The sequence below is a fragment of the Bacillus sp. FJAT-25509 genome (assembly GCF_001420605.1).
Lineage (GTDB): Bacteria > Bacillota > Bacilli > Bacillales > Bacillaceae_G > Gottfriedia.
This window is the reverse complement of sequence record NZ_LJIZ01000034.1, coordinates 45,759-66,236: the sequence shown is the minus strand read 5'-3', so window position 1 is coordinate 66,236 and position 20,478 is coordinate 45,759. Positions and strand designations below refer to the sequence as shown.

General features: G+C 36.3%; 14 protein-coding genes, 9 tRNA genes and 2 rRNA genes. All 25 read left to right on the top strand.

The window, feature by feature from the left end:
* Positions 1-9: 9 nt before the first annotated feature.
* The 25 genes from AN960_RS21530 (at position 10) to AN960_RS24655 (ending at position 20,424) form a co-directional block, all read left to right on the top strand.
* A 23S ribosomal RNA gene (locus AN960_RS21530) occupies positions 10-2,947 on the top strand.
* A gap of 154 nt (positions 2,948-3,101) precedes the next feature.
* Positions 3,102-3,217, top strand: a 5S ribosomal RNA gene (gene rrf, locus AN960_RS21525).
* 11 nt (positions 3,218-3,228) lie between these two features.
* Positions 3,229-3,303, top strand: a tRNA-Asn gene (locus AN960_RS21520).
* 13 nt (positions 3,304-3,316) lie between these two features.
* Positions 3,317-3,389: transfer RNA gene (locus tag AN960_RS21515), tRNA-Thr, on the top strand.
* A gap of 16 nt (positions 3,390-3,405) precedes the next feature.
* Positions 3,406-3,480, top strand: a tRNA-Glu gene (locus AN960_RS21510).
* Positions 3,481-3,490: 10 nt separating this feature from the next.
* Positions 3,491-3,566 (top strand) — tRNA-Val (locus AN960_RS21505).
* Positions 3,567-3,584: 18 nt separating this feature from the next.
* A tRNA-Tyr gene (locus AN960_RS21500) sits at positions 3,585-3,669 on the top strand.
* An 8-nt stretch (positions 3,670-3,677) separates the two neighbouring features.
* Positions 3,678-3,752, top strand: a tRNA-Gln gene (locus AN960_RS21495).
* Between the two features lie 27 nt (positions 3,753-3,779).
* Positions 3,780-3,852 (top strand) — tRNA-Lys (locus AN960_RS21490).
* A gap of 16 nt (positions 3,853-3,868) precedes the next feature.
* A tRNA-Gly gene (locus AN960_RS21485) sits at positions 3,869-3,943 on the top strand.
* A 22-nt stretch (positions 3,944-3,965) separates the two neighbouring features.
* Positions 3,966-4,041: transfer RNA gene (locus AN960_RS21480), tRNA-Ala, on the top strand.
* Positions 4,042-4,281: 240 nt separating this feature from the next.
* A complete protein-coding gene (gene rocF / locus AN960_RS21475; protein WP_082459632.1) occupies positions 4,282-5,181 on the top strand; it encodes an arginase in 900 nt (299 codons plus the stop codon).
* 774 nt (positions 5,182-5,955) lie between these two features.
* Complete coding sequence (gene cdaA / locus AN960_RS21465; RefSeq protein ID WP_056476159.1) at positions 5,956-6,774, top strand: diadenylate cyclase CdaA; 819 nt, start codon at positions 5,956-5,958, stop codon at positions 6,772-6,774.
* A complete protein-coding gene (locus AN960_RS21460; RefSeq protein WP_056476156.1) occupies positions 6,767-8,059 on the top strand; it encodes a CdaR family protein in 1,293 nt (430 codons plus the stop codon). The genes cdaA and AN960_RS21460 overlap by 8 nt, the downstream gene beginning before the upstream one ends.
* Before the next feature lie 13 nt (positions 8,060-8,072).
* Positions 8,073-9,416: a phosphoglucosamine mutase gene (glmM, locus tag AN960_RS21455; RefSeq protein WP_056476153.1), complete on the top strand. Its 1,344-nt coding sequence runs from the start codon at positions 8,073-8,075 to the stop codon at positions 9,414-9,416.
* Positions 9,417-9,951: 535 nt separating this feature from the next.
* Positions 9,952-11,754, top strand: coding sequence for a glutamine--fructose-6-phosphate transaminase (isomerizing) (gene glmS, locus AN960_RS21450; RefSeq protein ID WP_056476150.1), 1,803 nt, complete (start codon positions 9,952-9,954; stop codon positions 11,752-11,754).
* Positions 11,755-12,459: 705 nt separating this feature from the next.
* Positions 12,460-13,749 carry a spore germination protein gene (locus AN960_RS21445; protein WP_056476147.1) on the top strand — a complete coding sequence of 430 codons (1,290 nt, stop codon included), beginning with the start codon at positions 12,460-12,462 and terminating at the stop codon, positions 13,747-13,749.
* A gap of 17 nt (positions 13,750-13,766) precedes the next feature.
* Positions 13,767-14,852 carry a GerAB/ArcD/ProY family transporter gene (locus tag AN960_RS21440; protein ID WP_056476144.1) on the top strand — a complete coding sequence of 362 codons (1,086 nt, stop codon included), beginning with the start codon at positions 13,767-13,769 and terminating at the stop codon, positions 14,850-14,852.
* A gap of 14 nt (positions 14,853-14,866) precedes the next feature.
* A complete protein-coding gene (locus tag AN960_RS21435) occupies positions 14,867-15,937 on the top strand; it encodes a Ger(x)C family spore germination protein (RefSeq protein ID WP_286131776.1) in 1,071 nt (356 codons plus the stop codon).
* 158 nt (positions 15,938-16,095) lie between these two features.
* Entirely contained in the window at positions 16,096-16,509 is a 414-nt protein-coding gene (locus tag AN960_RS21430; protein WP_056476138.1) for a hypothetical protein, read from the top strand.
* 1 nt (position 16,510) lies between these two features.
* On the top strand, positions 16,511-17,179 hold the full coding sequence (locus tag AN960_RS21425; protein WP_056476135.1) for a PspA/IM30 family protein: 669 nt from the start codon (positions 16,511-16,513) through the stop codon (positions 17,177-17,179).
* 340 nt (positions 17,180-17,519) lie between these two features.
* Positions 17,520-18,194 carry a response regulator transcription factor gene (locus tag AN960_RS21420; RefSeq protein ID WP_056476131.1) on the top strand — a complete coding sequence of 225 codons (675 nt, stop codon included), beginning with the start codon at positions 17,520-17,522 and terminating at the stop codon, positions 18,192-18,194.
* Positions 18,184-19,611: a sensor histidine kinase gene (locus tag AN960_RS21415; RefSeq protein WP_056476128.1), complete on the top strand. Its 1,428-nt coding sequence runs from the start codon at positions 18,184-18,186 to the stop codon at positions 19,609-19,611. Before AN960_RS21420 ends, AN960_RS21415 begins: the two co-directional genes overlap by 11 nt.
* Before the next feature lie 143 nt (positions 19,612-19,754).
* The gene (gene mgsA / locus AN960_RS21410) at positions 19,755-20,171 is read left to right on the top strand and encodes a methylglyoxal synthase (protein ID WP_056476125.1); all 417 of its coding nucleotides are present in this window, start codon (positions 19,755-19,757) and stop codon (positions 20,169-20,171) included.
* 88 nt (positions 20,172-20,259) lie between these two features.
* Entirely contained in the window at positions 20,260-20,424 is a 165-nt protein-coding gene (locus tag AN960_RS24655; protein ID WP_156339746.1) for a hypothetical protein, read from the top strand.
* The last annotated feature ends 54 nt before the right edge of the window (positions 20,425-20,478 follow it).

Here is a 20,478-nt window from a genome sequence, read left to right as displayed (position 1 = left end):
TTTAAAATTAGTTAAGTTAGAAAGGGCGCACGGTGGATGCCTTGGCACTAGGAGTCGATGAAGGACGGGACTAACACCGATATGCTTCGGGGAGCTGTAAGTAAGCTTTGATCCGGAGATTTCCGAATGGGGGAACCCACTACTCGTAATGGAGTAGTATCTTTACCTGAATACATAGGGTACTGAGGACAGACCCAGGGAACTGAAACATCTAAGTACCTGGAGGAATAGAAAGCAATAGCGATTTCCTGAGTAGCGGCGAGCGAAACGGAAGATAGCCCAAACCAAGAGGCTTGCCTCTTGGGGTTGTAGGACACTCTATACGGAGTTACAAAGGAACGGGGTAAATGAAGCGACCTGGAAAGGTCCGTCAAAGAAGGTAAAAACCCTGTAGTTGAAACCTCGTTCCCTCTTGAGTGGATCCTGAGTACGGCGGAACACGTGAAATTCCGTCGGAATCTGGGAGGACCATCTCCCAAGGCTAAATACTACCTAGTGACCGATAGTGAACCAGTACCGTGAGGGAAAGGTGAAAAGCACCCCGGAAGGGGAGTGAAAGAGAACCTGAAACCGTGTGCTTACAAATAGTCAGAGCTCGTTAACGAGTGATGGCGTGCCTTTTGTAGAATGAACCGGCGAGTTACGATCCCGTGCAAGGTTAAGTTGAAGAGACGGAGCCGCAGCGAAAGCGAGTCTGAATAGGGCGATATAGTACGTGGTCGTAGACCCGAAACCGAGTGATCTACCCATGTCCAGGATGAAGTTCAGGTAACACTGAATGGAGGTCCGAACCCACGCACGTTGAAAAGTGCGGGGATGAGGTGTGGGTAGCGGAGAAATTCCAATCGAACTCGGAGATAGCTGGTTCTCCCCGAAATAGCTTTAGGGCTAGCCTTATGTGTTAGAGTCTTGGAGGTAGAGCACTGATTGGACTAGGGGCCCCCAACGGGTTACCGAATTCAGTCAAACTCCGAATGCCAATGACTTATCCATAGGAGTCAGACTACGAGTGATAAGATCCGTGGTCAAGAGGGAAACAGCCCAGACCGCCAGCTAAGGTCCCAAAGTATACGTTAAGTGGAAAAGGATGTGGAGTTGCTTAGACAACCAGGATGTTGGCTTAGAAGCAGCCACCATTTAAAGAGTGCGTAATAGCTCACTGGTCGAGTGACTCTGCGCCGAAAATGTAACGGGGCTAAACGTATCACCGAAGCTGCGGATTGATACCGTATGGTATCAGTGGTAGGGGAGCGTTCTAAGGGCGTTGAAGCTAGATCGTAAGGACTGGTGGAGCGCTTAGAAGTGAGAATGCCGGTATGAGTAGCGAAAGACGGGTGAGAATCCCGTCCACCGTATGCCTAAGGTTTCCTGGGGAAGGCTCGTCCTCCCAGGGTTAGTCAGGACCTAAGCCGAGGCCGAAAGGCGTAGGCGATGGACAACAGGTTGATATTCCTGTACCACCTCATTTCCGTTTGAGCGATGGAGGGACGCAGAAAGATAGGGTAAGCGCGCTGCTGGATATGCGCGTCCAAGCAATTAGGCTGATGTGTAGGCAAATCCGCACATCATAAGGCTGAGTTGTGATGGCGAGGGAAATATAGTACCGAAGTTCCTGATTCTACGCTGCCAAGAAAAGCTTCTAGCGAGGAAATAGGTGCCTGTACCGCAAACCGACACAGGTAGGCGAGGAGAGAATCCTAAGGTGAGCGAGAGAACTATGGTTAAGGAACTCGGCAAAATGACCCCGTAACTTCGGGAGAAGGGGTGCTCTTTTGGGTGTATGCCCGGGAGAGCCGCAGTGAAAAGGCCCAAGCGACTGTTTAGCAAAAACACAGGTCTCTGCGAAGCCGCAAGGCGAAGTATAGGGGCTGACGCCTGCCCGGTGCTGGAAGGTTAAGAGGAGGGGTTATCCCTTACGGGAGAAGCTCTGAATTGAAGCCCCAGTAAACGGCGGCCGTAACTATAACGGTCCTAAGGTAGCGAAATTCCTTGTCGGGTAAGTTCCGACCCGCACGAAAGGCGTAACGATTTGGGCACTGTCTCAACCATAGACTCGGTGAAATTATAGTACCTGTGAAGATGCAGGTTACCCGCGACAGGACGGAAAGACCCCGTGGAGCTTTACTGCAGCTTGATATTGAATTTTGGTACAGCTTGTACAGGATAGGTAGGAGCCTGAGAAGCCGGAGCGCTAGCTTCGGTGGAGGCGTCGGTGGGATACTACCCTGGCTGTATTGAAATTCTAACCTAGAGCCGTTATCCGGCTCGGAGACAGTGTCAGGTGGGCAGTTTGACTGGGGCGGTCGCCTCCTAAAGAGTAACGGAGGCGCCCAAAGGTTCCCTCAGAATGGTTGGAAATCATTCGAAGAGTGTAAAGGCATAAGGGAGCTTGACTGCGAGACCTACAAGTCGAGCAGGGACGAAAGTCGGGCTTAGTGATCCGGTGGTTCCGCATGGAAGGGCCATCGCTCAACGGATAAAAGCTACCCCGGGGATAACAGGCTTATCTCCCCCAAGAGTCCACATCGACGGGGAGGTTTGGCACCTCGATGTCGGCTCATCGCATCCTGGGGCTGTAGTCGGTCCCAAGGGTTGGGCTGTTCGCCCATTAAAGCGGTACGCGAGCTGGGTTCAGAACGTCGTGAGACAGTTCGGTCCCTATCCGTCGTGGGCGCAGGAAATTTGAGAGGAGCTGTCCTTAGTACGAGAGGACCGGGATGGACACACCGCTGGTGTACCAGTTGTTCTGCCAAGAGCATGGCTGGGTAGCTATGTGTGGAAGGGATAAGTGCTGAAAGCATCTAAGCATGAAGCCCCCCTCAAGATGAGATTTCCCATAGCGTTAAGCTAGTAAGACCCCTGAGAGACGATCAGGTTGATAGGTCAGAGGTGGAAGCGTGGTGACACGTGGAGCTGACTGATACTAATCGGTCGAGGACTTAACTAACNGACTGATACTAATCGGTCGAGGACTTAACTAACAAGTTTGATAATGACATTATCTAGTTTTGAAGGTACAAAAATTACTATAAAAAATTTCATAAAGTTGTTGACTTTTAAATGAAATTTGATATAATGATTAATGTCCTAAATAAAATGAATCAAGTGATGATAGCGAAGAGGTCACACCCGTTCCCATACCGAACACGGCAGTTAAGCTCTTCAGCGTCGATGGTAGTTGGGGGTTTCCCCCTGTGAGAGTAGAACGTCGCTTGGTTTTAAGTTTATTCCGCAGTAGCTCAGTGGTAGAGCACTCGGCTGTTAACCGAGTGGTCGTAGGTTCGAACCCTACCTGCGGAGCCATTTTTAACTTAATGCTTCCATAGCTCAGCAGGCAGAGTACTTCCATGGTAAGGAAGAGGTCACCGGTTCGAGCCCGGTTGGAAGCTTAGGAAAAGTTGTACTGGCCCGTTGGTCAAGCGGTTAAGACACCGCCCTTTCACGGCGGTAACACGGGTTCGAGTCCCGTACGGGTCACCATTTATATTACGGAGGATTAGCTCAGCTGGGAGAGCACCTGCCTTACAAGCAGGGGGTCGGCGGTTCGAGCCCGTCATCCTCCACCATCTAATTTAATAAATACCGGAGGGGTAGCGAAGTGGCTAAACGCGGCGGACTGTAAATCCGCTCCCTGTGGGTTCGGCGGTTCGAATCCGTCCCCCTCCACCATTTATTGTTGGGCTATAGCCAAGCGGTAAGGCAACGGATTTTGATTCCGTCATGCCCTGGTTCGAATCCAGGTAGCCCAGCCATTTTTTTATTTAATCGTAATTTATTACGAGCCATTAGCTCAGTAGGTAGAGCATCTGACTTTTAATCAGAGGGTCGAAGGTTCGAATCCTTCATGGCTCACTCTTTTTTTTTATGTGCGGAAGTAGTTCAGTGGTAGAATACAACCTTGCCAAGGTTGGGGTCGCGGGTTCGAGCCCCGTCTTCCGCTCCATTCGCATATATTTTTATATAGTGGGGCCTTAGCTCAGCTGGGAGAGCGCCTGCCTTGCACGCAGGAGGTCAGCGGTTCGATCCCGCTAGGCTCCACCAATATACATAAAGTTAAACCTTAGTCATTTGACTAAGGTTTTTTGTTGTATATAATCATATGATATAGCAATTAATAAGCTCAAAATGCATATGTATACAAAAAAATGTCGAGTTGACCCATTTGTTTCAAAAGATTTAAACTATTAATATAATTAATAGCTTTAACAGTCAAAAAATTATATTTTTTCAAAAACAAGTAAGCGTTTTCTTTTATGAAATCAGTCGATGGGGGAAATAAAAATGTTAAAAGATATTTCAATTATTGGAGTACCATTAGATTTAGGACAAACTAGACGTGGGGTAGATATGGGGCCAAGTGCAATTAGATATGCACAGTTGCACGAACGTATTGAAAGAATGTCTTATCAAGTAGAAGACTTAGGCGATATTTTAGTAGAACGTACACCAGTTAAAGAAGATAATTCAGAACATAATTTAAAGAACTTAAAATCTGTAAAAGAAACATGTGAAAAGCTTGCTGCTGAAGTTGATGAAGTTATTAAAAGAAACAGAATGCCACTAGTACTTGGCGGTGATCATAGTATTGCAATCGGTACATTAGCAGGTGTATCAAAACATTATAATAATCTTGGATTAATTTGGTTTGATGCACATGGAGATTTAAATACTGCTGAAACATCTCCTTCTGGTAATATTCATGGTATGTCTTTAGCTGTTTCATTAGGTTACGGTCACGACTTATTAACGAAAATAGGTGGTTACTTCCCTAAAGTAAAACCAGAGAACGTAATCATTATTGGTGCACGTGATCTTGATGAAGGCGAAAGAGCAATTATTAAAGAATTAGGAATTAAAGTTTATACAATGCATGAAATTGATAAATTAGGAATGACAAAAGTAATGGAAGAAAGCATTGATCACTTGAAAGGGTGTGACGGTGTACACTTATCATTAGATCTTGATGGCCTAGATCCAATTCACGTTCCTGGTGTTGGTACACCTGTTCCTGGAGGAATCACTTATAGAGAAGGTCACTTAGCGATGGAAATGTTATCAGATGCTGATATTATTACATCAATTGAATTCGTAGAAGTTAATCCTATATTAGACGAAAGAAATCGAACAGCAATCGTAGCCGTTGCATTAATAGGCTCATTATTAGGTGAAAAGTTACTATAATTATTTCAAAAATAAAAAGCTAGCATTCGCTAGCTTTTTTACGTTGTAGAAAAACAACCTTGTCAATTAAATTACCAAATTTTCGTAGAAGGAGTAGAGTGACGTTGATTTCCACTACAGGATGCTCGCTTTCCATGGGGCGAGATTCTTTAGCCTCCTCGGCGAGCCTGCGGGGTCTCAGCCTTCCCGCATATCCCATAGGAGTCGAGCACCCCTTTCGTTCCAATCAACATATTCATCAAAAAAAGTGTGTAATAAAACCTATTCAAATTGCCTTTACTTAGAGTTTCCAAACAGTTGTTTATTAATCAGTTTGGAGGTCAATTAATATCGAACATTAATTAATAAGCTAATCAATTGAATTTGCTTTTCTAAAAATTAGCTCATAATATTTTTAACTTCTAAAAAAACTTACTAGTGTTATTGGAATCATAAAATTGCTCAAACATATTAAAATTTAAAATCATTAATAGACCATCCAAAAAATGATAATTTCATCATTAATAAATGTTCAATTAATGTCCGTTTTCCCTATTGACCATTTTATATTTCAACACTCTGAAGAACTGTCTTTCAAAAAAGAATTAATTGTTGTCTATTCTTCTACGAATTTAGACAACTAATATATATAATTCTGTAATTTTGTTTAATATAACTAAAATAGTCGTTAAAGTATTGTTAATATAATTCATAACTCACAAATTTTGTGTATTGCAAAAATATGGTATAATACTCAAGATACAGTTTTATTCTATAGAATTTGGAGGGTAAAAGATGCCTTCTTTACATATGAATTTTTTACAGTACTTACAGAATGGATTAGACATACTAATAGTTTGGTTTGTTATTTATAGATTAATTATCATTATTCAAGGGACAAAGGCAGTCCAACTCTTAAAAGGTGTAACAATCATTATTGTCGTAAAAGTATTAAGCAGCCTATTCGGCTTGCATACTTTACAATTTTTAATGGATCAAGCATTAACATGGGGATTCTTGGCGGTTATTATTATCTTCCAACCAGAGTTAAGGAGAGCACTAGAACAGCTCGGACGTGGACGTTTCTTCTCTAGGACGACAGGTAGTGGGATTAATGACCGAAATGATATTGTTGAGAACATTGCAAAAGCCACTGAATACATGGCTAAACGAAGAATAGGTGCACTTATATCATTTGAGAGACAAACAGGTATGGGTGACTATATAGAGTCTGGTATTCGAATGAATGCTAATTTATCATCAGAATTACTGATTAATATCTTTATACCAAATACACCTCTACATGACGGAGCGGTAATTATACAAGGTGAAAAGATTACAGCAGCAGCCTGTTACTTACCTTTGTCTGAGAGTGCATTTATTTCAAAGGAATTGGGAACGAGACATCGAGCTGCAGTTGGAATCAGTGAAGTTACTGACAGTATTACGATTGTAGTTTCCGAGGAAACAGGTGCAGTTTCAGTTGCAAGGAACGGAAATCTATACAGAGAATTATCAAAAGACGAGCTTATAAATTTATTAAATACTGAACTAAAATCACCAGAAGAGTCCACTACATCTAAATGGAATTGGAAGGTGAAACGTAATGGATAATTTTATGGATAATCGTTGGATATTAAGAGGAATCGCTTTATTAGTAACATTATTACTTTTTATGTCTGTCAATCTAGTCCCACAATCAAGTTCATCGGGCTTAGGAGACATACCGTTTGTTAATAATAAAGAATTAGTGCGAGATGTACCAGTAACACCTATTTATGATCAGCACAATCTAATTGTAACTGGAATTCCAAAGAATGTTTCAGTGCAATTAGATGGACCCAATAGTATTGTAAAAACAGCTGAGATGAAGAAGGATTTTGAAGTATATTTGGATTTAACTTCTTATGCTTTAGGTACATATGAAGTTCCTTTAAAAATTAGAAATATTTCAGATAAAATAAAAGCAACTATTAAACCAAGAACAGTTAGAGTAACAATTAATGAAAAAATTGAAAAAAATGTTTCAGTTAAAGTTGTTTATCTAAATGAAAAAAGGATTAAACATGGCTATAAGGCTGAAAATGCAATTGTTAAACCAGGTTTAGTTACAATAGTAGGATCAAGATATGATGTATCACAAGTGGCATATGCAAGTGTTGGTGTGGATGTTACTGATGCGAATCAGACATTTAGTCAGGTGCTACCTGTTCGATTATACAATAAAAAGGGTGTTCAACTTCCGTTCATTACAAGTCCAAGAAAAGTTGAAGTAACTGTCCCTATTGTTTCTGAAAGTGCTAGCTTCCCGATCAAATTAGTGCAAACAGGAACACTTAAAGATGGTTTAAAACTAAGTAGTCTTGCTAGTGATGTTAATGCAGTAAGAATTTATGCGTCAAAAGATTGGTTGGACAAGTTTAATGGACCAATACAAGTGCCAGTAGACATATCTTCATTTGATCAAAGTGGCACATATGAAGTTAATGTACCTACTCCAAATGGAGCATTTAGAGTTGACTCAAGCACTATTAACGTAAACGTTAATTTTGATCAAGAAATGGAAAAGAAATTTAGTAATATCCCAATTAATTTAGTGGGTGAAAATAATCAATTTGAATATAAGTTTACTAAGCCTCCTTTAGGAAAAGTAGTAGTTACTGCTAAGGGATTTAAGGAAGACTTGGATGCAATTAATCCAAGCGATTTAAATATTACAGCAAAAGTTAATGGACTAGATCCAGGAACTAGAGATGTAGCGCTTACTATTACAGGCCCAAAAGGAGCTATATATAGTTTAGATTTTGATACAATAACGATTGAAATTACTGATAAAAAATCATCTGCTCAAACTGATGAAAATGAGAATTCAGGCGATGTAGGACAGTCATCGAATTAGAAGGAGAGTTAAAATGGGTAAATATTTTGGTACTGATGGTGTACGAGGAGTTGCAAATAAAGAGTTAACTCCTGAATTAGCATATAAAATTGGACGCTGTGGCGGTTATGTTTTAACAAAAAATAATGTCAAACCTAAAATTATTGTTGGGCGTGACACACGTGTATCAGGACATATGCTTGAAGGAGCACTAGTTGCAGGTTTATTATCAATTGGTGCTGAAGTTATGAGATTAGGAGTTATTTCAACTCCAGGTGTTGCCTATTTAACAAAAGCACTTGGTGCACAAGCTGGTGTTATGATTTCAGCTTCGCATAATCCTGTTGCAGATAATGGGATTAAGTTTTTTGGTCCAGACGGTTTTAAATTGTTGGATGAGCAAGAAGCTGAAATTGAAGAACTAATGGATGCAGAAGTTGACCGTTTACCAAGACCAACTGGAAATGATTTATGTCAAGTTAGTGATTACTTTGAAGGTGGTCAAAAATACCTACAATTCCTTAAAAACACAATTGATGAAGATTTCTCAGGTCTATTAGTTGCTCTAGATTGTGCACATGGTGCTACTTCTTCATTAGCGCCATATTTATTCGCAGATTTAGAAGCAGATATTGTTACCATGGGAACGAATCCTAATGGATTTAATATAAATGATGGCGTAGGTTCTACACATCCTGAAGCTTTAGCAGCTCTTGTAAAGGAAAAAGGTGCTGACATCGGTTTATCATTTGATGGAGATGGAGATCGTCTAATTGCAATCGATGAAAATGGTGAAATCGTTGATGGTGACCAAATAATGTACATTTGTGCAAAATATTTAAATGAAAAAGGTCGTCTAAAACAAAACACAATCGTATCAACTGTTATGAGTAACTTAGGTTTCTACAAAGCAGTAGAAACGAATGGGATGAAAAGTGCAGTTACAGGTGTTGGTGACCGCTATGTCATGGAAGAGATGAGAAAGAATGGCTTTAATCTTGGCGGTGAGCAATCTGGACACATCATCTTTTTAGATCATATTACGACTGGTGATGGTATGTTAAGTGCGATTCAGCTCGTAAGTATTGTTAAAGAAACAGGTAAAACTTTATCACAATTAGCTGGAGAAATGAAAAAGTATCCTCAATTATTAATTAATGTTCGAGTTACAGATAAAAATGAAGCACTTAATAATGAGCGTATTAAATCAATCATTTCAGAGGTAGAAGAAGAAATGAACGGCAATGGTCGTATTTTAGTTCGTCCTTCTGGTACTGAGCCACTTATTCGTGTAATGGCTGAGGCTCCTTCTGAAGCAGAATGTAAACAATATGTAGAACGCATTGTTGCTGTTGTAAAAGAGGAAGTTGGAGAATAATATAAATTTAAAAAATATGCATTGATGAGCACTTTTGTGTAAGTCTATGCATATTTTTATTATATACAGCTATTCTATAACTTTTTTTCAACATATTTTTGTTGACCATTTTTAACACGGTATAGTATAGTTGTTTTATTGTTTTCCTAACGGGGAAGGAGTATAGAAATAAAAAAGTATTAAAAAAGCGCCAGAACTACACTAGACGAGAATGTGTAGTTGACGAGGTGGAGTTTTATCGAAGTTTCGGCGGATGACTCCCGGTTGCTGTATCACAACCGAAATTATTTATGTAAAACACATAGGTGACTGTGTGCACAAACGTAAATAATCTGATACACCGTTTAAAACAAAAAAATGAACTCGCTAATGAGCGGAATATGAAAGGTAGGTGGATATTGCTTGTAAGTCCTCTACCATTATTAAACATGACGAGGGAATAGAAAATTAAATAGTTAAACGGTTAGGAAAACAGCGTTCCATTCCTATACATTTTTGTATGTCTTGTTTTAGGACTTACTAAGCAATAGTTATTATGTGTGGAATCGTTGGATATATTGGAAATGATAATGCGAAAGAAATTTTATTAAAAGGTTTAGAGAAGTTAGAGTATCGTGGATACGATTCTGCTGGGATATCTCTTTTAACTGATAATGGTGTAGAAGTTTATAAAGAAAAAGGTAGAATTGCAGTATTACGTAAATCAATCCCTACAAAAACGGACGGAAACGTTGGAATTGGTCACACAAGATGGGCAACACATGGTGCTCCAAGTAAACGTAATGCGCATCCTCACCAAAGCTCTACTGAACGTTTTACACTTGTTCATAACGGCGTTATCGAGAACGATGTACAATTAAAAAACGATTATTTAAATGATATTGAATTTACAAGTGATACAGATACTGAAGTAATTGTTCAGTTAGTAGAGCTTCATATTAAAAAAGGTTTATCAGTTCTTGATGCTTTTAGAGAAACACTTAAGCTTCTTAAAGGTTCATATGCAATTGCATTATTAGATAAACAAAACGATGATGTGATTTATGTAGCAAAAAACAAAAGTCCATTACTAGTTGGTGTTGGAGAAGAATTTAATGTTATTGCATCTGATGCGATGGCAATGTTACAAATCACTGATCAATTTATTGAATTAATGGATAAAGAGGTAATTATACTTACTAAAGATCAGGTTCAATTAATGGATCTTAACGGAAATGTTAAAGAACGTTCTCCATATACTGCAGAAATTGATGCTAGTGATATCGAAAAAGGAACTTACCCTCATTTCATGTTAAAAGAAACAGATGAGCAACCATTAGTAATCCGTAATATTATCCAAAAGTACCAAGATGAAAACGGTGAGCTTGTAATTAACTCAGAAATTAAAGCGGCTTTAGCAGAAGCTGATAGATTATATATTGTTGCTTGTGGAACTAGTTATCATGCTGGACTGGTTGGAAAGCAATTTATTGAAAAAATGGCTGGAGTGCCTGTAGAAGTACATGTTGCAAGTGAATTCTCTTACAATATGCCACTGCTTTCAGAAAAACCATTATTCATTTATATTTCACAAAGCGGTGAAACTGCTGATAGTAGAGCATGTCTAGTACAAACAAATAAATTAGGTCATAAAGCAATTACACTTACAAACGTTCCAGGATCAACATTATCACGTGAGGCTGATTTCACTCTTCCTTTACACGCAGGTCCTGAAATCGCTGTTGCATCAACGAAAGCTTATACTGCACAATTAGCAGTACTTGCTATTGTTGCAAATGCTCTTGCGAAAGAAAAAGGAAAAACGGTTAACTTTAACCTAGTTAAAGAACTTGGAATTGTAGCAAATGCAATGGAATCAATTACAAACCAAAAAGAAGAGTTTGAAAAAATTGCTACAGAATATTTAGCTACAACTCGTAATGCATTCTTCATTGGTCGTAACGTAGATTACTTCGTTTGCTTAGAAGGCGCATTAAAACTAAAAGAAATTTCTTACATCCAAGCAGAAGGATTTGCTGGTGGAGAGTTAAAACACGGTACAATTGCTCTAATCGAAGAAGGAACTCCAATCTTCGCATTAGCAACACAAGAATCAGTAAACTTAAACATTCGTGGAAATGTAAAAGAGGTTGTTGCTCGTGGTGCTAACCCTTGTATCATTTCAATGGAAGGATTAAATATGGAAGGCGATCGCTTCATTTTACCTAAAGTACAAGAAGAATTATCTCCAATCCTTTCAGTCGTACCATTACAATTAATCTCTTACTATGCTGCATTACATCGTGGTTGTGATGTTGATAAACCACGTAATCTTGCAAAATCAGTTACAGTTGAATAATCAAATTAGTAATCTTAAAGTTTATTAAAAAACAGATTTGAACATAAAAACTGAGCAGGGAGTGTAAAATGATGATCAAGTTTAACGATGAAAATATCATTCCTACAAAAGACGACTTTCACGTTAGTGAAGTTGATGAGCGTGTTGTAATAAGAAAACCAATTAAATAACTTTAAATATAAAATACAGGGGACTAGTGGTGCTGACCATTAGTCCTTTTTTTATTTGAACTTGACGACACATCCAATCTTCTCCACTTCTGAAGTTAGCCATAGCAAAAATTTTCAAAAACTAAGAATAAACCTATTCTAATCAAGCCAACTTAAGGATATGGAAAAAATTTGCTATTAAATAATGAGCAGGAGTGAAAACGATGATAAAAATTTACGATGAAAACTTCATTCCAACAAAAGATGACTTTCATGTTAGTGAAGATGATGAGCGTGTTGTAATAAAAAAACCAAATCAGGTTGAATTTTAATAACAAAAGAGGCTACTAAAAATTTACAGTAGCCTCTTTTTTGTTGCATTCTTATTCGCTTCATTTATCTTCTTAAATCTGACATTCTTATGCTAAACATAGTTCCGTTATCTGACCAAATGATGATATTTATAAATTTGATTTCCATACATAGTTTTACTTAATGCAAATTATTTACGAATATCCACATGATATTCGTACAAATTAGTAGAGAGGTGATGTATATGAAGTTTAAATCAATTCAAGATAATATTGATTTTCAAAAACGTAGCCTAAAAAAATTAAATAAAACGATCACTCTTTTCTATTTAAATTCAGTATGTGATGGGAATAAAATTACTGAACTTCTTATTACACCTTTTTATGAATTTGAATCGTTTGTTTTATATAAAAACTATCTTAAAACATTAAGTGATTGGGAGATCGTTTCAGAAGAATCAGTCATGATTGAAAAGATTCTAAACGGTAATATTATTATAAATTTAGATGAAATAAACTACTCAATTACGATTAGCGAATTTAGTGCAAGTTCTGTTGGAGTGTCAACCGAAGAAAATGTTCTACAAGGACCAAAGGACGGATTAAATGAAAAAATTGATGTATCTTTAAACTTGATTCGCAATCGGTATAGAAAGAGTACTTTAAAGGTTGAAAACTACATTGTAGGAAATCTATCAAAAACAAAAGTACTTGTGTTATATGATGAGAACTTAATAGATAGTAATGTATACAATCATCTCATTGAAAAAGTTAAGAGCATAAATATTGATGTAATGCAATCCTGCGGTCAACTTCAAAAATTACTAATGAATAATAAGTGGAGTTTATTTCCTCTTTTTCTAACGACTGAACGGCCAGATCGAGTGGTATTTAATCTATCAACTGGAAAAATAATTTTACTTGTTGAGGGAACGCCATGGGCGCTAATTGGTCCTGCGACTTTTTCCGATTTTTTTAAATCGATGGATGATACAGTGGAACTAACGGTAGTGTCAAAGTTTTTTCTTTCAATCCGTTATATAGCTTTAATGATTACAGTGTTTTTACCAGCTATTTATGTCGCAGTTATTTCCTATTCTCCAGAAGTTTTACAAGTCCAATTCGCTTTACTTGTTGCCGGAAGTAGAATGTCAGTACCGTTTCCTTCTTATATAGAAATTCTTTTTCTAATGTTAATGGCAGAATTTTTAATAGAAGCAAGTTTGAGACTTCCTAAATCAATTAGTTCGACAGCTACTACTGTAGGGGGATTAATTTTAGGACAAACTGCATCACAAGCAGGTCTAGTAGCAGACATCATGATTATCGTTGTTTCATTAGTTGCCATCTCTTTATTTAGTATTCCAATTAATGCGATGCATCAAGCAATTAGAATTGTTCGATACCCGATTATACTATTTGCCTCATTGTTTGGGATGATCGGAGTTATAGTAGGGACGCTAGCTATTCTTTGTCATTTATGTAATTTAAGAAGCTTAGGAAAACCATATCTGACTCTTTTTAATAAAAATTAAATAATGGGGTGTATTTTTTGCTAGGGAAAAGATATATTACATACCTATTTTATTTAAATACGGTTATTAGCATAACTGCATTCGGGCCACAAATATTGTATAGGAATAGTTTAAATGGAAGTATCACAAGTATTGGCTTGGCCATTATAGTAGGTGGCTTTTTTATTTATATTTTACAAAATTTATTTAGAAGATTTCCTGAACAAAATATTAGTCAAATCATAAAAAATGTAGTACCTGACTGGTGTCGAAAATGCTACATAATATATAACTTAATTTTTTGGTATTTGACGGGTGCTTTATTTATTATTGCATTAATTCACGTTGTAAATATTTTTATCAATCCAAATACCCCTATCTTAATAACTTATATTGTATTTCTCTTAGTCATAATTTTTGCGATTTTACTAAATACTGAATCATTGTTATATGTTACAGAAATACTCGTCATACTTCATATTCCAATTGTTTTATTTGTCCTCATAAGATTTTTGACTGATCGTTTTGTTATAGTTGATTCCCTATACCAATCTGTTAACTATTTTAAACATTTACCGAAAATCAGTGCGTTCACTGCTGCTCTATTTGTCTTTACGGGCTTCTCTAATTTAATTATTTTTAATGAAAAAGTAAATTTAAATTTTATAAACAAAAAATTTCTTCTCTGGATCTTTCTATGTGGGATGTTTATAATCAGTAGCAATTATTTAATTCCAATTGGATACTTAGGCATAAAGGGTGTTAGAAAAGAAGTATTTGTTTGGTTAACGACGGTTGATAGTATGCATTTCGACTATTTGATTGTAGAGAGAGTTATTTATATTGTACTATTTGGCCAAATCGTCATCTCATTAATATACATTATACTTAGCTGGCATACTTCATTAGAGCTTTTTAAAACACTCAATTTAAGCTATGGAGGAACTTATAAATGGATATTAATTTCCTTCTTTATTTGTGCAACCACAGTTATTCAACTACTGATAAGAGAAACAGACTTAGTAAAATATTTTACTATGTTTTTCAATTTAAATGCCTTCTCAAATTTCTTATTAATCATTTCGTTATTGTATGCGTCAATAAAAAAAAAGCACGTTATTTAAGTCTTAGTTTTTTAGTGATTGGTGCAATGCTCCTATTATCTGGATGCACCTTTAAAGATATTGATAAGAGAGCATTCGTAACTTCTATTGGAATTGATCAATCAGAGAAGCCTGATAAAAAATATAAAGTGATGATTAAAGTAGCAATTCCTAATGGAGATCCGAAAATACCGAAATCAGAATTTCTTATTCTTACAGCAAATACTGACTCGGTGTCAGAAGCTCTTAACATAATGAAGTCACAGATTGATAAAGAATTAGTATATGGACATAGTAGTACGATTGTAATTGGAGAAAAATTAGCCAAAAGTAATATACAGCCGTTATTGGAGTTTTTTGTAAGAAGACCAGATATTCAAATGACTTCTTATTTAAGTGTTGGTAAACCTAATGCATTTGAAGTGCTTAATTTTAAACCGATACAAGAACAAGTATCAGGCGGTGTTTTGAAATCATATTTTGATTTTAGTAGAACCGAATCGCCATACATAGATCAAGTTTGTCTATTCGACGCATATAGGAGAGAAACAGAAGACGGTATAGATATCGTCATGCCTATAATTGAATCAAATAAAAAAGATTTATTAGTAGATCGAATCGCATTATTTGATAAGAGTAAAATGATTATGGAACTCAGTCCAAGTGAATCAGAAACCTATCGCCTTTTAACAACTGGAATCTACGATGAAAGCTTAAAGGTCAAAAACAAGAAAGTTATGTTTGTAATGAATTTAGAAAAAGGTAAGGCAAATTACAAACTAAAACATCAAAATAAAAATATAGTTGCTTATTATACGATTAAGGTGAGAGCGGTTATAGAAGAAAAGATTGATGACCTTGATACGATTAAAGAAAGTGACATATCAGAATTGAGTAAGCATATGGAAGATAAAATTAATGCAGAGACGAAAGCTTTACTTAATAAAATAAAAGAAAAAGACATTGATCCAATTGGTTTTGGTTTAAGATACTTATCTAGGCATAGTGAGAATAGAAATTTATCATTATGGAACAAAAAATACGCTAACCTAGCATTTAAGATTAAGTCTGAAGTGAAAATTAAAGGGACCGGATTAATTAATTGAGGCCTATAAATAAATATACGTAAAAAGAGATAGGAAAGCAGATGAAAACCTGTTACCTATCTTTTTTTGATGAACAAAATTAATTTTTTGTTTTCACCATAATTTCACCATCCTCTATTAGAATTCAATTTATTAAGAAATGAGAGGAGGGAAATAACATGAATAAAAGAGTAAAGAGAATATTTACATGGGTCTCTATAACAGCAGTTTTTGTTTTAGGGGTACAGTTTTTTCTTAGATTTCTAGGTGGTTTTCATGAAAGACGTTTTGCTGATTATCAACATTCCATGTTCATGGATCGAGACGGTCGAAACGAATTTAGGTCACATCAGATGATGCATGGTCCACACCATTTTCATGATTTTTCTTGGATTGGTTTAGTATTATTCCTTTTAATCGCATTTGCGGTTGTGACTTTTATCTTTAAAAAGTTAGTTAAAAAGGGACAAGCTAGCCCGGTTAATCAAATTTCATTAGATACAACTAGTTTTAACACACCTGTAAACAGAACAAACGCAGATTTATTGGATAAATGGGAAAAAAATCTACTATCAAAAAAGGAGAATAAATAAAATGGGCATTTTTAAAAGAATGAAATCAATATCGTTGGCTAAAGTGAATGGAGCACTGGATGGTTTAGAAGATCCAATTTCAATGTTGAATCAATATATTAGAGAAATGGAAGAAGATCTTTTGAAAGGTCAGGAAGCACTCTCTCGTCAAATCTATCTAGAGAATAAGCAAAAAGCATTGATCTTGGAGACAGAAGGACTGGTAAACAAAAGAAGTGGACAAGCTAAGCTAGCAGTTGAAAATGGAGAAGATTCCATTGCAAAACTGGCTATACAGGAAAAACTTGTTCATGAAAAACAATTGAGCCTCTATACAGAGCAGCTTAATACAATTCAAAATCAAACTCAGTCACTATATGAAAAATTAGATGAACTGAAAGGTAAATATAATGAGTATCTGCATAAAAGACTATTACTAGTATCCAGAGCAAATATAGCAAAATCAATTAAACTAATTCAACAAACATCTGTTTCATTTAATTCAGAAACAATCGCAAATGGAATCGCACGTGCAGAAGATCGAATACTTATGATGGAGGCAGAAGTACAAGCTCAAAATAAATTTGCATATCATAGTAACCTATCTAATGGATATAAAGATAATGTAATGAGTGAAGAAATAGAAGAAGAACTACAAAAGCTAAAACAGCATGCTGTGGAAACTGCCTAAGGTCATGATTTAAAAGAAATATCGGGGAGCACCGTATTAATTAACGGGTGCTTCCTTTTATTATTATCCGACGGAAGACTCCTTCCTCAATTCTGTAAGGTGTGATAACACTAGTAATAGGTGGGAGATGAATGTCGGTTAGTGTGCTTAAGCTTAAAGGCTTTTTTGTTGTCTGCTTCATATCTCAATGATATGCTCAGTTCCCAAGAATCTCCCACTTCAAACAACCTGTAAAGTGTTAAGTGGTGAGTAGTTCAATTTATAATTGATTTGAAAATGGAAAAGATGAAGAAGACAAGCGAAAAATATAGAGATATAAAACGAGGGAGTATTTTTGATAATGAATATACTACTAGCTGAAGATGATTTGAAACTTGGTGAGCTAATCATTTATATGTTAAAGAAAAAAGCAGGTTATAAAGTGGAGTGGGTTACAGAAGGAGAAGAAGCTTACTATTACGCTACGAACACCCATTATGATGTATTAATATTAGATTGGATGATGCCAGGTGGAACAGGAATAGAAGTATGTCGTAGGTTACGAAAAGAAGGATATTCAGGAGCGATTCTAATCCTTACAGCTAAAGACGCCTTAGAGGATCGCATTGTAGGACTGGACTCAGGAGCTGATGATTATTTAGTTAAACCTTTTGAAATTGATGAGCTACTTGCTCGATTAAGAGCACTTTCTAGGCGTAATTATGCTCCTATACTAGAGGAAGAAATTCTTATTAGTGATATGATTCTAAATCGTACAAGCCAATCAATCAGAGGTGGAGATACTGAAATACAATTAAGCCCACGCGAATTTCAATTAGTTGATTTTTTAATACAGAATAAAGGGCAAGTATTACCTCGTGAAATTATTTTGGAGCGTGTATGGGGCTTTGATTCAGATGTTGCAATGAAAACGATTGATGCCACTGTTAAACTTCTTCGAAAGAAACTAGATTTGCTTGGTAAACAAGATTTGCTACAAAGCATTAGAGGGGTAGGATATAAATTTGATCACTAATCTTATATCTTATTTACGTGATTTTCGAAATCGCGGAGGAAAGGATGTTTTTAAGCGTACGCAAAATCGCTTAACAGTACTATATAGCGGCCTTGTCATGCTTTTTCTAATTATATTCATCATTATAGTCTTTGCAGTGTTATATGTAGTCATAATGAATGATCAAAGACGTACAGTTGAATCATTGGCTAGCCAAGAATCAAAAATTATCGAAAATTATATGATTCAAAATCAACAAGGAAACCTAAGGGACGATAACCAAGAAGTAGTTTTAGCAGGTGTGGACCAATTTTTTTATTATGTAGTTAATCCAAATGGCGAATTAATAATGGGACAGGAGGATATCCCTCAAATAAGGACTAGATTGTTTGGGCAAATAAAAAGTTGGATTCCTAAAGGGAATGAAACCCGAAAGGTAAAAATTAAAATAGAGCATGAAGAGTTTGAAAAGGACATGAGAAAATTTCATGATCATGAAATACATGTTCCTTCAAATCGAAAAGAGATTAGTTTGATGGTATCAGGTAAACCGCTATTTTATAAAGGAGATTTTATCGGTACAATCTATGTTGGAAAAGATATTTCGGATGTTTATCATTTATTCAAATTTGTTGTCATCATACTAGTTGGCTTAACAATCGTATTTTCTGGAGTTGCACTATATATTAGTTTTTTTATGTCAAAAAAGGCGATGATCCCAATCTTTAAATCATTTAATCGACAGCGCGAATTTGTTGCAGATGCATCTCATGAATTAAGAACACCATTAAGCGTTTTGTTATCGTCAATCGATGCAATGGAAATGACAATCGATACAGAGAAAGATGATTTTTCTCGAAAGCTTTTATTTAATATGAAAGACGAAGTAAAAAGGATGACAAACTTAGTCAGCGGATTATTAACATTAGCTCGTTCAGACTCAGATAAAGTTGAAATTAAATTAGAAAAGTTTGAGTTTCGCTCCATTGCAGAAAAGGCGATTGTATCTCTACAACCGTTAGCAGCATCAAAACAAATCAATTTAAACTTAACTGCTCCAGAGAATGTAATCGCCCAGGGAGACTCTGAAAAATTATCACAGCTCTTATATATATTAATAGATAATGGGATTAAGTATACACCTATTGGGGGAGAGGTCCGGTTAGTTCTCTCGGATAAAGAAAATGAACTATGCATCCAAGTAACAGATACTGGTATTGGGATTAAACCGGAAGACCATGCCCGAATATTTGACCGTTTTTATCGATCTGACAAATCAAGATCTAGACAAATTGGAAGCCATGGTTTAGGCTTGGCAATTGCAAAATGGATCGTGGAAATTCATAATGGAACTATTCAAGTAAATAGTGAAGTTGGAAAAGGAAGTACGTTTACTATTGGGATTCCAACTTCTAATATGAATAGTAAAAAGGCATAAGCTTTTAAGAGTAGAATAACCGATACAAAGAAGTAAAAAATATAAAAGGTTAATTTTTTGAATGGAGTCGTTTCCTATTGTTTAATACGAAACAATTGCTGAAATTGGAAATCCATTTTTCCTAAAAGAGAGGAATGTTGACGTTGAAAATTGCTTTCATTGCACACGATCAAAAGAAAAAAGATTTAGTAAATTTTGCAATGGCATATGAATCTATTTTATCTAAACATGAATTATATTCAACAGGAACAACTGGAACAAAAATAATGGAAAATACAAATTTAAAAATACATCGATTTAATTCCGGACCACTTGGAGGAGATCAGGAAATCGGTGCGTTAATAGCTAAGAATTTAATGGATATTGTTATCTTCTTTCGCGATCCACTAACAGCGCAACCGCATGAACCGGATATTTTGGCTTTAATTCGTTTATGTGATGTTTACTCAATTCCTTTAGCAACGAATATGGGTACAGCAGAAATTTTAATACATGGTCTAGAGCGTGGGGACCTAAAGTGGAGAAACATCGTACATGATAAACAAATTCGTGAAAGATAAACAAAATCTTAAAAAAGATAAAGTAATCGAATAATTAACTATGATGAAGGAAAAAGTAATTCTAGTTCAGTTGAAAAGGAGGTTTATGATGGATAATCAAGAATTTGGACATACACATGATACAGGTGAAACAGTAAAAATCTCGGGCTATTATACTGATAAAGACGGAGAGCATATTGAATTACAAGCAGGACAAAAGTTCCCTAACTGCCCTTCATCAGGAAAGCCAACTAAATGGAGACACGGACGGTAAAACTAGATACAAAAGAAAAAAGATTGTACTTTAAAACTAATAGTACAATCTTTT

Bases quoted from the DNA above. Each gene is read 5' to 3' on its own strand.
- rocF (WP_082459632.1), top strand. From the start codon at position 4,282: ATGTTAAAAGATATTTCAATTATTGGAGTACCATTAGATTTAGGACAA.
- cdaA (WP_056476159.1), top strand. From the start codon at position 5,956: ATGCCTTCTTTACATATGAATTTTTTACAGTACTTACAGAATGGATTA.
- AN960_RS21460 (WP_056476156.1), top strand. From the start codon at position 6,767: ATGGATAATTTTATGGATAATCGTTGGATATTAAGAGGAATCGCTTTA.
- glmM (WP_056476153.1), top strand. From the start codon at position 8,073: ATGGGTAAATATTTTGGTACTGATGGTGTACGAGGAGTTGCAAATAAA.
- glmS (WP_056476150.1), top strand. From the start codon at position 9,952: ATGTGTGGAATCGTTGGATATATTGGAAATGATAATGCGAAAGAAATT.
- AN960_RS21445 (WP_056476147.1), top strand. From the start codon at position 12,460: ATGAAGTTTAAATCAATTCAAGATAATATTGATTTTCAAAAACGTAGC.
- AN960_RS21430 (WP_056476138.1), top strand. From the start codon at position 16,096: ATGAATAAAAGAGTAAAGAGAATATTTACATGGGTCTCTATAACAGCA.
- AN960_RS21425 (WP_056476135.1), top strand. From the start codon at position 16,511: ATGGGCATTTTTAAAAGAATGAAATCAATATCGTTGGCTAAAGTGAAT.
- AN960_RS21420 (WP_056476131.1), top strand. From the start codon at position 17,520: ATGAATATACTACTAGCTGAAGATGATTTGAAACTTGGTGAGCTAATC.
- AN960_RS24655 (WP_156339746.1), top strand. From the start codon at position 20,260: ATGGATAATCAAGAATTTGGACATACACATGATACAGGTGAAACAGTA.